This is a genomic window from Spiroplasma endosymbiont of Sarcophaga variegata (assembly GCF_965178695.1).
GTDB classification, from domain to species: domain Bacteria; phylum Bacillota_I; class Bacilli_A; order Mycoplasmatales; family Mycoplasmataceae; genus Spiroplasma; species Spiroplasma poulsonii.
Window position 1 is genome coordinate 695,629 of record NZ_CBCXVU010000002.1, and the last position, 15,287, is coordinate 710,915.

At 26.4% G+C, this 15,287-nt stretch carries 12 protein-coding genes, 2 pseudogenes and 1 other annotated feature; of the genes and pseudogenes, 3 read left to right on the plus strand and 11 right to left on the minus strand.

The annotated features are described in order from the left end of the window. Positions 1-50: 50 nt before the first annotated feature. The 9 genes and pseudogenes from ACOBME_RS05375 to ACOBME_RS05415 form a co-directional block, all read right to left on the minus strand. Positions 51-2,384: a lipoprotein gene (locus ACOBME_RS05375; protein ID WP_338964587.1), complete on the minus strand. Its 2,334-nt coding sequence runs from the start codon at positions 2,382-2,384 to the stop codon at positions 51-53. A gap of 72 nt (positions 2,385-2,456) precedes the next feature. Further along, positions 2,457-3,317 carry a hypothetical protein gene (locus ACOBME_RS05380; protein WP_338964590.1) on the minus strand — a complete coding sequence of 287 codons (861 nt, stop codon included), beginning with the start codon at positions 3,315-3,317 and terminating at the stop codon, positions 2,457-2,459. Positions 3,318-3,408: 91 nt separating this feature from the next. Beyond that, a complete protein-coding gene (rplL, locus tag ACOBME_RS05385) occupies positions 3,409-3,774 on the minus strand; it encodes a 50S ribosomal protein L7/L12 (protein ID WP_338964591.1) in 366 nt (121 codons plus the stop codon). 54 nt (positions 3,775-3,828) lie between these two features. Beyond that, positions 3,829-4,320, minus strand: coding sequence for a 50S ribosomal protein L10 (rplJ, locus tag ACOBME_RS05390; RefSeq protein WP_419334547.1), 492 nt, complete (start codon positions 4,318-4,320; stop codon positions 3,829-3,831). A gap of 20 nt (positions 4,321-4,340) precedes the next feature. Then, positions 4,341-4,499 (minus strand) — a sequence feature (ribosomal protein L10 leader region). A 278-nt stretch (positions 4,500-4,777) separates the two neighbouring features. Next, positions 4,778-5,035, minus strand: coding sequence for a hypothetical protein (locus ACOBME_RS05395; RefSeq protein WP_338964596.1), 258 nt, complete (start codon positions 5,033-5,035; stop codon positions 4,778-4,780). A gap of 23 nt (positions 5,036-5,058) precedes the next feature. Continuing rightward, positions 5,059-5,244, minus strand: a complete 186-nt coding sequence (locus ACOBME_RS05400) for a hypothetical protein (protein WP_338964598.1) — start codon at positions 5,242-5,244, stop codon at positions 5,059-5,061. Positions 5,245-5,428: 184 nt separating this feature from the next. Continuing rightward, positions 5,429-5,920: a hypothetical protein gene (locus ACOBME_RS05405; protein WP_419334549.1), complete on the minus strand. Its 492-nt coding sequence runs from the start codon at positions 5,918-5,920 to the stop codon at positions 5,429-5,431. After that, positions 5,920-6,108: a hypothetical protein gene (locus ACOBME_RS05410; RefSeq protein ID WP_338964602.1), complete on the minus strand. Its 189-nt coding sequence runs from the start codon at positions 6,106-6,108 to the stop codon at positions 5,920-5,922. The genes ACOBME_RS05405 and ACOBME_RS05410 overlap by 1 nt, the downstream gene beginning before the upstream one ends. A 480-nt stretch (positions 6,109-6,588) precedes the next feature. After that, positions 6,589-7,560, minus strand: a pseudogene (locus tag ACOBME_RS05415) (IS30 family transposase). Positions 7,561-7,679: 119 nt separating this feature from the next. Here ACOBME_RS05415 and ACOBME_RS05420 point away from each other — a divergent pair. Together ACOBME_RS05420 and ACOBME_RS05425 are read left to right on the plus strand one after the other, a co-directional pair. Next, positions 7,680-7,787 carry a lipoprotein gene (locus ACOBME_RS05420; RefSeq protein WP_338963303.1) on the plus strand — a complete coding sequence of 36 codons (108 nt, stop codon included), beginning with the start codon at positions 7,680-7,682 and terminating at the stop codon, positions 7,785-7,787. After that, positions 7,768-9,507 carry a spiroplasma phage ORF1-like family protein gene (locus ACOBME_RS05425; RefSeq protein ID WP_419334551.1) on the plus strand — a complete coding sequence of 580 codons (1,740 nt, stop codon included), beginning with the start codon at positions 7,768-7,770 and terminating at the stop codon, positions 9,505-9,507. Before ACOBME_RS05420 ends, ACOBME_RS05425 begins: the two co-directional genes overlap by 20 nt. 20 nt (positions 9,508-9,527) lie before the next feature. On the opposite strand, the gene ACOBME_RS05430 is transcribed toward ACOBME_RS05425, so the two are convergent. After that, on the minus strand, positions 9,528-9,962 hold the full coding sequence (locus tag ACOBME_RS05430) for a lipoprotein (RefSeq protein WP_419334554.1): 435 nt from the start codon (positions 9,960-9,962) through the stop codon (positions 9,528-9,530). A 119-nt stretch (positions 9,963-10,081) separates the two neighbouring features. On the opposite strand from ACOBME_RS05430, the pseudogene ACOBME_RS05435 reads away from it, so the two are divergent. Further along, a pseudogene (locus ACOBME_RS05435) lies at positions 10,082-11,053 on the plus strand (IS30 family transposase). Positions 11,054-11,482: 429 nt separating this feature from the next. Here ACOBME_RS05435 and ACOBME_RS05440 read toward each other — a convergent pair. Continuing rightward, a complete protein-coding gene (locus ACOBME_RS05440; protein ID WP_419334556.1) occupies positions 11,483-14,971 on the minus strand; it encodes an ABC transporter permease in 3,489 nt (1,162 codons plus the stop codon). Positions 14,972-15,287: the final 316 nt, after the last annotated feature.

Below are 15,287 nucleotides of genomic sequence, written 5' to 3' on the forward strand. Positions count from 1 at the left end.
GTTTGCCAAAATAGCAGCATTTTTTAACCTCTCCTTCTTTCATTTAACTATTAATAATAACGTGTGTTGTTATAATATCAGGCAAAATCACTTAATAAATATGAATTTTTTGTTAAATCATCTTTAATTCCTGGATTGTATAAAAAGCGGGCCTGATTATCAAATTCAACAACATAACTATATTTAATCTTTTCACTATTTTCTAAATAATTATCCCCTAGTCCGTCATAATCAAGCCAGTCCTGGTCAGTTCATGTTTGTCCCTCTGGCGCGATATTATGACGTTTTGTTGGATCGCTTTGCTGTTCAACCACATATTCTGGTGAATTTCCCGATGCTGGATCAGTATATCCTAACGGTTTTGTATGACGTGCTAATTTTGTTGAAGCGTCTTTTGGACCATAATAGTCTAATTGATATCTAACTCCCGTTACACGACCATTAGTGACTACTGCCCCCAGCGCTTTACCATCAACACCTTTGCCAGATGCTGTGATGTATCATTTTCGATCTAAGAATATATTATCAAACCAATCATTTGCCATAACTTGATTAATTTTATTTGTTAATATTCCAATATAACCATTTTGTGAATCCAGAATCTGAGTTATAAAGTCATGCATTGCTTCATAATCAGGATAAGTGTTATTTCCCCCATGTGTTCAAATATTAATTATGTCAAATAATGACCCCGATTCATATTGATTTTTTTGTTCATTAAAACCATAATTATCTAAAATAAATTTAGCATACTCACTTTTTGGATCAACAGCCATTAAGTCATCACTATAGCCAGCTTTCTCAGGACCTTTATTATAAACATCATCAATTTTTTGAACATTTTTGACATTTAAATTATAATGCCCTTCACCATCGCTAATATAGAATCAGTTTGCAAATCCAGCAACTCCTTTTAATAAACTAAACATATCAAAACCACCTGAGTTTAACATCTGTAATAGTGTTCGCATTAAAGCAACAACAGTATCTTCGGCGAACATTCCTATTAGTGTTTGTAATTTTGAAACACCTTCATAGATTGTTTCTGACATTACCTTGTTAAATTTCTCTTTATCAAATTTTAAACCTTCTTTTGCCAAAGCTGCTGTAAATCAATTACCTAATACTGAATATCATTTTAAAAAGGCATTTTTGTGGTCTTTGTTACTACTTGTTAAATCCAAATATTGTGGTTGTTGTTGTGTAATGACACTCATTGCTTTTGCCATTACAGGACTTGATAAAATACCATATAAATTCATATTTTCAATTTTTTTCGTAGGATTTGCAACCTCTCCATCGCTTTGGTCTTCGACTTTTAGTATCGTATTATCAATCGTATCACGATCAAAAACTTCTAACAATGGACTATCATCTTTAACTTTTCCAATACTAGAATCAAATAATTTACTTTTAATAGTACTTAAAATAACAAAAGGTGCAGCTAAGAAAATTCCTGCTGTTTTTTCACCATAACGATTATTTTGAACAATTGGCAATAACTGTGCTAGAGAATATGAAACTGGTAACTCAACTCCCGGCCCAAATTGCCCTAACATTGTAATTGCTTCATCAAAATATTTTAAACCAAATAAGTCATATAATGAACTTGACTGATTTGCAATCATTTTTCCAAATTTAGTTTCAGATCCACCATCTTTATACGAAAGCTCTGACGTCGTTGGTGGATTGCTTAAAGAATTGTGGTATAAAATATTCGAAACATATGGCCCTGATGATGAATCATAATATTCACTTCATCCTTTTGTTCTTTTAATATAAGCTTTAACTGAATCTGATTTTTGTGATAAGGTGTTTGCTAACGCTCCAGTATCATATTGAGCTCATCCTAAATTTTGATTTACTTCAAATTCAGGATAACGATTAGTCGTTGGATCTTTATCCTTATTAGGATGTCCTTGGTTTTCTTCCGTGTTTCATTTTGAAAAATTTGACATTGCAACAAGAGAAGACATTAAATTATAATTATTACGCTCTGGTTGATAATTTGTATTTCTTGCTTTTCAAGGATTATAAGTAATACTATTTATTTTCTTATATTCTTCAACATAATCCTTAATTGGAACTTCTTTTCCACTTTTTGTCTTAAAAGTAACTTTTAAATTTTTTCCAACATTATTTAAAAAATATTGTAAAGTTGGAAAAGCATATGTATTCATATTCTCATGACGTGATGCAATTAAAATTTTTGCAATTGTACTAGTATATTTAACTTGGTTCCTAATTGTTGGATCAATTTTATTAATTTCGCTATCAAAATAATCATCATTTGTTCCTGTTTTTCCTTTTGCACAAGCGTCCACACTAAAAACACTTGTTGTTGTTAATGTTGTCACTCCTAAAATAGAAAGTAATTTTTTCATTTTTATTCACTCCTTTTTATTTAATTGTTATGATTATTATAAATAATAATTTATTAAAATTAAGTTAAAAGGCTAAATTATTAGAACCTGCTTATAACCATTAAGAATAATTGTTGTATATTTAATTGTTTTATTCATTATTAAAGAATCGTTTTTAATTGCTAATACAAAAAACTTTAAATCCCCTTCATTTTTGTTTTCATTTTGAACCTCTGAATCGTTATTTTTCATTAACACAACATTTCAACCTCAAATTCAAAGTAAAATAAGCATAAAAATATTACTAAAAATTGTTGATAATTTAATATCTTTTGTATTCTCAATAAATTGTAAATTTAAAATTAAAATTAATACGATTAAAATAAAACCAAAAAACAAACGACGGAAAATTTGTTTTAACTCTGTTGTATTGTTATTAACAATAATAGTCCCAATTAAAGTCGCATAAGAAAACGCTCATAATATTAAATAAAATAAATTATTTTCTGTTTTGATTATTGTTTCAAAAATCAAGGTAAAAATAATTGGGGCAAAAGCAACCAAGAAGAAAGCAGCAATAATTTTATTAAAAATCACAATAATATCAAAATATTTTGTTTTTGTAATAATAAAGAATATTACCAAAATAGAAAAAATAATATTTAGTAAAACAATCGTTGATCCTGCAACCCAAACTAAATAAAGCTGCGCAATAATATTAAGAGCACTTAATATTAAAATATTACTAATAAAAGTAGAAATAAAAGCAACAATTTCAATTTTATTAAAACTATTATTAATAGTTTTAAGAGATTTTGCTTTTAAAAAAGTAATACGGATAAAAATGCTAATACTAAAACAAATAAAAATTCAAAATGTTATTGATGAAAAAATATTATTCATTAGAGTAATAAATTTATAAAACTTAATATCAAATAAAAAATCTGTTAACATTTTTATCGCTCCCATTTTTACATAATATAATTTTACAAAAAAAAAAAAAAAAAGCAAAGGGATAACCCTGCTTTATTTTAATAAAATTAAACTATTTAAGTTCAACTGAAGCACCCGCCGCCACTAATTGACCTTTAATTTCTTCAGCTTCTTCAGATTTTACTTTTGATTTAATTACTGCTGGTAATTTATCAACAATTGCTTTCGCTTCCATTAATTCTTTTCCAGTAATTTCTCTTACTAATTTAATAATTGCAACTTTAGATGCTCCTGGATCTGTTAAAACAATATCAACTTCTGAAGGTCACGCTGCTGCTCCACCTTCTGCTGGTGCTGCGGCAACTGCTGCTGCAGCAACAACGCCAAAATGATCTTCAATTGCTTTAACTAATTCATTTAATTCTGATAATTTCATTTCTTCTAATGCTTTAATAATATCATCTTTTGATAATGCCATAATATTTTCCTCCTCATTAAGAATTACATTTTTATAAAATATTGAATAAATTAATTACTCACTTTTCGCTTTAGCAATTTCTTTAACCGATATCGCTAACATAAGTAATGGGTATAATAAGCTTGATGCAAACATTGCAAGTAATTCGTCTTTTGTTGGCAATAAAGCAATTTCAATAATTGCTTTTGTATCCAAGACTTTACCTTCATAAATTCCGGATTTTAATTTTAAAGCTGGATGCGTTTTTGCAAATTTTGCCAAAGTTTTTGCGGCAGCCATCTGTTCTCCTACACCAAACGCAAAAGCATTAGGACCTGTTAAATAATGATCTAATTCTGCAAATCCCGCTTCTTTAGCAGCCAAGCTCACTAAGTTATTTTTATATATTTTAATGGTTACATCCTGTTTTGTAAGCATTCTTCTTAGTTCTGTAAATTCAGCAACTGTTAATTTTTGATATTCAACAACAACTGCTGAGTTAGCAGTTTTGAAGTTATTAACAATTTCACTAACAACTGCTGTTTTAATTTTCATTGCTGGCTTCATTCTTTGCCTCCCCATAATAATTCAATAAAACAAAGGCAATTAACCAAATAGATTAATTGCCTGAAACATTATAATAATATAAAAACATGTAACTGTTCAATATCTCAATAATGCCTCGGCAACATAATTAAGATTTAATAAAAATCCGTTGCTGTCTCTGGTATTTTGATGACTAAGGTATAATACCAAGAATTATCATATTATAATTTTTCTTAAAAGTCAAATAATTATTATCATAATAAAAACCTTTTTCCATATATTGTACTTTCTTCATAAACAAGTAAGTATTTATTTTAAACAGAAAAAGGTCTTATTATCAGCCTTACAATATCACAATGTAAAACTTGAAAATATTTTTTATATGATTATTAATTTTCTTTATAAGTTTTTACACTAGCAAGATTATAAATTAAATTTTAACTAAATTTTGATAAAAAGTTAAAAATATCTGGAGTAACTAATAACTCTCAATCTTTGAATTTTTTCCACTTATTTCTGTTGTTTTATAAAAAACATCTTGCACAACTCATCCACCAGTAATAACAGATCTTCTCTCGTATTTGTTTACAACATAAGTTATCAAAGCGCGTCCTCATTTATGTACTGGTGATCCATCGGGTCCAGACCTAATAGATACATATAAATAAATATGTGCTATTTTTGAAATTTGGAAAGAAACTGATTCCCCTAATGAACCAACATCTGGTTTAGCCACATTACGAACCACAAAACATTCATTTAATAATTGCATGCTAATTTGGTATTATCCATAATTTTTTTAATCATAAATGCGTTTACATTAACTCATTTGTGTTCATTTTCAATTACTTCATTTTGTGAATTTTGTTGAATTTTTGTGACAATCGTGATAACTCCAGAAGCGGTTAAACCCATAGTACCTAAAATACTCAATAACGTCTTCATTTTAAAGTACCTCCTTAATTAACATTAAAAAAATATAATATTTAAAATAATATTAGTAAGTTATAATTGATAAATTTATATTATGTTTTTCAATAGTTTCCTCAAGATATAGGCATTTACGCTTATATTATTATTATACTATAAATAAAAATTATTTCAAAATTAATACTTATTAAATAATTTTTTATCTTCGGCGATTATTTTTATAACGATATTTATTTCATAAATAAGTCCCTAAACAAGATATCCCAACAGCACCAGAAGTACCTAAAAACACATAACCCAAAACTTTTGCAACAACTATGTCTTTTGGCTTAACAACTGGGTCAGGGATAATTGGTGGATTATAAATTTGAAAGATAAAAGAACCCTCATTGTTATTAACAAAAATATTGGCATTAGCATCAACAGCAATGGTTTGAACTTCTCGACCAAATAAATTGGTTTTAATAACTTGGTCTGCTCCCTTTTTTAAAAAATAAACACCATCTAAAAAACTGCAATAATAAATATTATCATTGGTATCAACAGCAATTGAATATATACTTCGATCCCGTAAATTAATTTGATTTAACTCATTTGTTTTGGTTTGATAAATGTAATTCCCTAAATAAATATTATTGGTTTGGTCAATTGCCATTGTATAAATTAATTCATTTAAATTTTGAATCAACACTAGTGTGTCTTCTTTATTTCGTTGGTAAGAAAAAAATCTCGTTTATTAGTTGTAAAATAAACATCATCTTGATCATCAATTATTAATGCAAAAATAACATAATCTCCTCAACTAACTTTTTCAACAACAGTTTCCCCTGCTGGTAAATAATAAATTCCAGCAAGCGTTCCCAAATATAAGTTATTCATACTATCTAAAGCAAGCGCAGTGACATCAGCATCAGCCTCAACCCCTTCAATTTTAACAATTGAAGTATCATTCTTATAAATAAAAATATCATTATCTTCTGTTGCAAAATAAATGTTATTATCTTGATCAATTGTTAAAAAAGGACTTTATCATCAATACCTTTAATTTTAGTTGCCTTAATATCATCGGTCGTTAAAGCATAAAGACCCCGCGTGAAGAACCAAAATAAGTTTTTTCCTTCCCAAAGGTAATTGCATTTCGAAAAATATTATCAAGCCCTTCAATTCTCGTTTGAACATACTGTTTATTAGGAATTATGTAAAATGAAGTGCAACAAATCTTATTAGTCAAATAATACAATAAAAATCATAAAAAATCAATTATAAATTTTTAAAAATCAAAATATTTATAGTTTTTATTTTATTTTAAGGAAAATTAAGCACACTAAAAAATAATTTATTAAATTACTTCAAATAAACCTATTTAAAATTATCTGAAAATACCTCTTTTGCTGTTTTTCAATTAAGAACAGGCCTTAATTTATCATTTATAACATTAACTACTCAATTTATTTTTTGTTGACTAACATTATTAAAATCAGTTCCCTTAGGAAATCATTGTCTAAGTTCAGAATTCATATATTCAATTAATGGTTTTTGTTGTGGTTTACCGGGGTCACAAAAATAAACTTGTGTTTCAGCAAATATTTCTAATTATCTTCATTTACTAAATTCTTTTCCTCTATCAGTTATTATTCCTTTAATTTTCCCAAATAAATTATTACTTATAACAATATCTTTAAACTTTTCCACAACTTCATTAGCAGTATGATTTTTTAATTTCATAACAAAATAACTTTTACTATTTTGTTCAACTAAAACCAAATTACTAGATTGATGCTCTTTTCCAACTATGGTATCCATTTCAAATCAACCAACATCAGTCTCTTTATTCTCAATATCTCATATTGATTTAAAATTAATTAATTTACCACGATTATCAAATTTTCCTTTTGTTTTATATTTTTTACCACAATGACATAAATTATGTTTTAAAAAACCATAAAAACCCAAACGAATTCATTTATACAATGTTTTAACACAAACAGGAAATTTAATACCAAACTTTAGAAAATAACGATGAATAGGTTGTGATGGAGAATCACGATAAACATTAAATCTTATATTAATAAAATTTAATTGTTCTTCTGTAAACTTATATCTTTTATTATTCTTTTTTCTTTTCTCATAATACATTTTATCTGACTTATAAGCACTATATTCATCAATAGTTTTAAAACGCTTAATTTCTCGCAAAATAGTACTACGATTTCTGTTCAAACATTTAGCAATTTGTGAAATATTTATTTCACCATTCTTTTTTAAAAATAATTTTGATAATAATAATTTTTCCAATTTAACCTTATCAATAAAACTTAAATGACTATACATAACATTTATATACCTTTCATTAATTTATAAATTTAATATTAAAATTATTTAATACATTATTGATATATGATAAAATCAATTATAGCATTCAAGTAATTTTAATAAAGGAGAAGTAAAATATGAAAAAGTTACTAAGTATTTTAGGAGTAATCGGATTAACAGCAACAAGTACAACAACATTAATTAGTTGTGAAAAACCAAATAATAATGAAAACGGGGGGGGGTAATAAACCTACACCAGAACCACAACAACTACCAGAAAATAGCAAATGAACTAATATTCCTAGAACACAGGCGCCTAATAAAGAATTTTTAACTGCTACTAATAAATGATATTTTTATGGAGAAAAAAGAAATGGTCAATATTTGCTTACAAAATTTTATTTTGATAATAATTTTATTAAAAATCAAAACACTTGATGACAACACTTAAAAAATGATTCAGATTTTATTTGAAACTATAATTTAGTATATCGTTGAGATGGAAATGGTGAACCAGAATTACCCGTTGTTGATAATGATGGCAAATTAAAATGATATACTGAATATTATCAAAATGTTCGTTCTTTTTTGCTTAAATATATTGATGTTATTGTACAAGAAAATATCCGAATTCAGCAAGGTGGTAATCCAAACTATGATGACCCAAATTTGGGTAGTGAAAGAATAATTTTTGATTTTGAAATTATTAATAATATGGAAAAATTAGATTGAAAACCTGATGTTATTTTAACTAGAAAATCAATTTATCGGATGATTTTAACAATTGATGAAAATAAAAATATTATTGCTGGTAGTTTAGAATTAACACATTTTAAACAATATTGGGATGGTAATAATGCAAATAGTTATTGGTATACTGATGATTTAGGTTTTTTATTTTCTTTCATAAAAGAAAAAGAAGATACTTTTAATTTTAGTGCTGAAACTTATAATTATTATCAAGGTAATTCTCCTAATATTGGTAAAATGGTTTTTGAACAGATGAAAGGTCAAATTGATATTAATAAATTTTTAAAAGCCTTTTTTACCTATGCTTTGGTACCTGTATTTCAAAATCGCAGTAATTTTATTGAAAGTGGTTATATTGATAATTTACAGTATGATACTGTTTTAATTAATTTTTTTGGTTTAAAATTGATTAATTTTAGAGATGTTTTAATTGATGAAACTAATACTAATAAAAATCAATTTGAAAAACTATTAAATAGTATGTTTACGGTTTCCCAAAATTTTTATAAAGATTATTTACGAACAATTTTTGATTTAGAAAATGATACTTATGTACAAGGATATAATAAAAAATATGGTTTATTAGCAAATAATGGTTTTAAAATTTATCCTCGTTATTTTTATTTTTCTGATAAATACAATCAATTAGACATTAAATTGTATTCAGCATTTAAAAATCGTTTTTATAATACTAATTATGGTAATGTATTTAATTATGATTTTTCAGTTGCAAATAATTATAATATTAATCAAAATGAAGGTTATATTTTTGAAGGTGCTTTAAAAGATAAATACGGTTTAAAATACAAAAAAATTGAAGAACAAAAAATCGGTTATAATGTTTTTGAATTACAAGCCCAAAAAGAAAATGATATGTACCGTTATTATGATTTTAATTTTGGAATTTATAACTGACAAGAAATAAATAATGGCGGATTGTTTCCTGATGGACAATGATGACAAGCCCAATATGAAAGTTGTAGTTGATATAATTTAGCGTGTCATATAAAAAATGCTGCAATTTTAATTGTAAATAATATTCCCGGTGTTAAACAAGTAAAAGAATTAGCAAGCGGTGTTGGTAAAATATTTCAAACAATATATAGTTTTTTTAGTCAAACATTTGAGGTATGAAAATTTAGTCCAGCATTATATAATACAATAACAAATATATTCCTATTAATTATCTTTATGAAGTTTGTTCGATTAATTTAAAAAAGGACTTGTTAGTCCTTTTATTCTTTTCAATCAATTATTAGTCCTGTGTCTTTATTAATTTCTGGTATTTGTGGTTCATTGTTTTTATTTCAACGATATACTAAATTATAGTTTCAAATAAAATCTGAATCATTTTTTAAGTGTTGTCATCAAGTGTTTTGATTTTTAATAAAATTATTATCAAAATAAAATTTTGTAAGCAAATATTGACCATTTCTTTTTTCTCCATAAAAATATCATTTATTAGTAGCAGTTAAAAATTCTTTATTAGGCGCCTGTGTTCTAGGAATATTAGTTCATTTGCTATTTTCTGGTAGTTGTTGTGGTTCTGGTGTAGGTTTATTACCCCCCCCCCCGTTTTCATTATTATTTGGTTTTTCACAACTAATTAATGTTGTTGTACTTGTTGCTGTTAATCCGATTACTCCTAAAATACTTAGTAACTTTTTCATATTTTACTTCTCCTTTATTAAAATTACTTGAATGCTATAATTGATTTTATCATATATCAATAATGTATTAAATAATTTTAATATTAAATTTATAAATTAATGAAAGGTATATAAATGTTATGTATAGTCATTTAAGTTTTATTGATAAGGTTAAATTGGAAAAATTATTATTATCAAAATTATTTTTAAAAAAGAATGGTGAAATAAATATTTCACAAATTGCTAAATGTTTGAACAGAAATCGTAGTACTATTTTGCGAGAAATTAAGCGTTTTAAAACTATTGATGAATATAGTGCTTATAAGTCAGATAAAATGTATTATGAGAAAAGAAAAAAGAATAATAAAAGATATAAGTTTACAGAAGAACAATTAAATTTTATTAATATAAGATTTAATGTTTATCGTGATTCTCCATCACAACCTATTCATCGTTATTTTCTAAAGTTTGGTATTAAATTTCCTGTTTGTGTTAAAACATTGTATAAATGAATTCGTTTGGGTTTTTATGGTTTTTTAAAACATAATTTATGTCATTGTGGTAAAAAATATAAAACAAAAGGAAAATTTGATAATCGTGGTAAATTAATTAATTTTAAATCAATATGAGATATTGAGAATAAAGAGACTGATGTTGGTTGATTTGAAATGGATACCATAGTTGGAAAAGAGCATCAATCTAGTAATTTGGTTTTAGTTGAACAAAATAGTAAAAGTTATTTTGTTATGAAATTAAAAAATCATACTGCTAATGAAGTTGTGGAAAAGTTTAAAGATATTGTTATAAGTAATAATTTATTTGGGAAAATTAAAGGAATAATAACTGATAGAGGAAAAGAATTTAGTAAATGAAGATAATTAGAAATATTTGCTGAAACACAAGTTTATTTTTGTGACCCCGGTAAACCACAACAAAAACCATTAATTGAATATATGAATTCTGAACTTAGACAATGATTTCCTAAGGGAACTGATTTTAATAATGTTAGTCAACAAAAAATAAATTGAGTAGTTAATGTTATAAATGATAAATTAAGGCCTGTTCTTAATTGAAAAACAGCAAAAGAGGTATTTTCAGATAATTTTAAATAGGTTTATTTGAAGTAATTTAATAAATTATTTTTTAGTGTTCTTAATTTTCCTTAAAATAAAATAAAAACTATAAATATTTTGATTTTTAAAAATTTATAATTGATTTTTTATGATTTTTATTATATTATTTGACTAATAAGATTTGTTGCACTTCACTTACACGATGCCTTATTAAAAGAAAATGGAACATTTTGAAGAATATTATTTGAGCGTATAAAATTATGAAAAAAAACAGAATTTATAACTACTATCCATACAACTATTTTTATCATTTTACCCCTGCACACTTTTTTAATAACATTTTAATCAGAAACTACTTTATAACAATAACTATATAATTAGTTTAGCAAAAAATAAGACATAATCTAAAATTTAATAACTTTTTAATAAAAAATGTTATCCATTTTTTAAATTGGATAACATTTAGTTTTACTCTGATGTAATATTTGTTGGTTTATTTTTCTTAATTTTTCAAATTCCAACCGTAATAACTAATAATAGAATTATTCCAATTGCTGCTGTTGCAATTGAAACAACATAAGTAGAAAAGGAAGGTATTAACAACATTCCGGTGCTTTTAAAGACAACATTAGCAATTAAACTCCATAATAACTGTGCAATCACGTAACTTAAGATATAACCAATAATGATAGCTAATAAATAAAATCCTAGCACAATTGAAATAATTTTTCATGTTGGATATCCAAGCACTTTTAAGGTCAATATTGTTCGTCGGTTTTCATCAAGCACCATTGAAATTAAAACAGCTAGAATTAAAGCAACAATAACAATCGTTAGTCCCTCTAATACATTAAGAACATCGCGGACGGTTCGCATTCCTTGCGAATAATTTTCTCGTAATGTATCAAACGGTCAAATCTTATGCAACCCATTTAATAATTTTAAATTTGTTCTTAAATCCAGTGCATTAGTAAAATCAATCTTTTTATTATTATCAAACATTGTAAAATCATAATTATCTGTTAATGAAAACGAGGACATAATACGATAAGGTTGTAAAGCCATTCCGCTCGGACCGGCACGAGAAGCAACAACATTATAATATGAACCAAGTCGGAACACGATTCCCTTCCTTGTCACATTAACTCATTGGTTCATAACAGTAACTAACGAATCTTGATTCATATAAATATTCCCCGAACTAATATCGGCATCATCTGAACCAACCACTTTAAAAGCAACCGGAACATAGCCAATCGCATTTGTGATTCGGACATTTAATTTAAAAATATCTCCCGGATTAATATCCATTGATTGATAAACTCGTTTTGCTAAAATAACTGGGATTGGTTCATTAATTGGCATATTTAAATCATGATTTACTGGGTTGTCACTAATTTTATAACCAAAAACTTCTTTTTGGGCAACATCAACTGGCGTATTTTGAGAGCGATAGTTCAACAATTGATTTCGTTGTGTTTCATCACTTGATAAACCAACAACATTTAATTGTGAAACAGGATTTTTAGCATTTTTTACATCATCTGGACTTCAACCGGCCGTTAGAAAGACATACGGGAAATCATAAGCTGGATCATACACCATATATGGTCCTAAGTAAATATCAGAGTACTGACCATTAGTTGATGAACCCAAACTATTAATCATATTAATTCCAGTAATAATAGTTTGAATATCTGCTTCGGATAGACCTTGACTAATTAAACTTGGTTTTATAATATTTATTATTTCAATTAACCAATCTCATCCATTAATTCATTCCCCAGTTTTATTATCTTTAACTTTATAGTTAACAATTGCCTTAACTGTTTCAGAATTTAAATAAGGGTATTTGTTAGTCTTAGCATCATATTTAATCTTACTTTCAACAAGATTTGGCCCACTTGGATCACCAATAATATTTAGTAAATCACCACAACTTTGTTGTGCCCCAGCGGAATTATGACTTGATAATTTTAAGAAACACATTAATGGATCTGGAAAATTAAAAGTTTTATCATCCTCTAAGACTTGTGCTCGATAATAATATTGATCACGTTCATTGGTTGTAATTCAATTATAAGGTTTACTATTGTTTGCTTCTTGGGCAATATCTTGTTGATCAGAAGATGCAATTAAATACGATTTTATATCATCTTTAAAATATCGGAAAGAATCATCAACAATGCCTTGGGCCATAACACCGGCATCTAATTGGAAAATTAATAAGAAGGATGAAAAAGCTAAAACAACTAACACCATTACTCATTTTCCGAATGATTTTAAAGCAAAGGTAAATGATAAATGAATATTAAAGGATAATCCAAAGTGGGCATATTTTCTTACTTTTCTTACTCTTTTAGCACGGAAATTTAAATTTGACCCTTTTAAATCATAAATTAAATCTAAAGCTGTTCTGCTTAAAAGAACAAATGAAATTAAAAACGCCACCGCAACAAAGATAAGGGGAATAATAATTGTTGCGGTAATAAAAATAACTGGATTAAAATAAAAGAGTGCTAATGGTAGACCAACTGAATATAAGTTTGAAGAAGTAAAATACATTTGTAATGGTAAACTCATAACCCACCCCAATAAACAACCAATTAGCGTTGTAAAGACAATATTAAAAGTAAAAACAAAAGATAATTCCCAACGTCTATATCCTAAGGACTTTAAAACCCCAATTTGGCGTTTTTGATGAGTAATATCCTTTTTAATAAAAAAGGCAATAATAATTAAAATAATAATTGAACAGGCAACCGCAATTGAGGTATTAATAATAAAACCAGTATTTGTTAACATTACCACTTGGCCTGGTAATGATGATTCAAAAGCAACAATCGCATTATCTGGAGCAACAAAATAATTACCTAAAACCTTGCGCAACAATGCAACTTTTTGAGGATCAGTTAAGTCGCCATTAACATTAATAAAGCCAGTAAACTTTTCTTCACCATTAGAAAAGTTTTGTTTAATCATATTATAATTTATGTCATTCATAAATAATAATGAACCATTCCTTAAATCAATTATTTTACTACCACTAGCAACTGTTGATAAGCTTGCTAAACTAGGATAAATATTACTATACTTAGCACCATAACCTGCAATCTTAAATTGTAAATTTGAATTATTTCCTAAATTAAAATTTCCACCAACATTTAACGAATTATAGTCTGCATATTGCTTACTTAAAATAATATTGTTTTTTGCTATCTCAGTAACGGCCCCACCAATTGTTACATCATAAACACGATTAAATGGAGTATAAAAAATATCATTTCCTCGTCACCCATCACCATTAAATAATAAATTTTTATCTTTATTAACAGCAACAGCATTAAAATATTGGGTGTCTTTAGCTAAATTATTAGCAACAAACTGATAACTAACATCGTAACTAAGATCTAAAGTAACATTATCATTATCAATTAAAGCTTTTAACTGGCTTTTATCGGGATGATGAATAATATAACTTAAAAATGCCAAAGGAAGATTACCATTAAAATTCTTAACTAACGCAGCAAAAGATGCTGTCCCTGTTTGTTTATTTAAATATGATGGTTCTTTTGATCATGTACAAATTTGATTATTTGTTAAATCACAATTTAAACCTAAAACATCTGCCTTAATATTATTAAAAGTTAACCGATTGGTATCAATTTTAGTATCATCATAAAATTGTGCTAAAAAAGCACGATTATTTCCATTAATTTTTCAATCCGGATTTCTCTTATAAACATTATTATCAATATTCAAACTATCCACCCCAATTTCATAATGATACGGGATACTATTTCTTTTAACATCATTTAATCCATTTTTAACTTGAAAAACAGTCGAAAAAAGTGCTGTAAAGGTTAATACTGCTCCAATGATAAACAAAATCAACCCAATAAATTGCGTTATTTTTTTTGTAAATCCCCGCGTAGCCTCTTTTGCAAGATTTAACATATGTTCCACCCATTTCAAATATATATTAAATTTATTATATAAGAAAAATAAAATATTTTTAAAAAAATATTCCAAATCTTTAATCAACTAAATAAGCACAACTAAATCGTTTAATTTGGTAAATCATTCGTACTAATTCAAAACCAATATCTGTTAACCGATATGAAGAATATGTCACATTATTTTTAAGATAGACCTTTTTCTCAAAAATATTTCTTTTAATTAAATTATTAAGGGTTTATGTTAACACTTTTCTAGTGCATTCTTTTAAATGGTGATGTAATTCATTAAAACCACATTCTTGTTCATTGAAAAC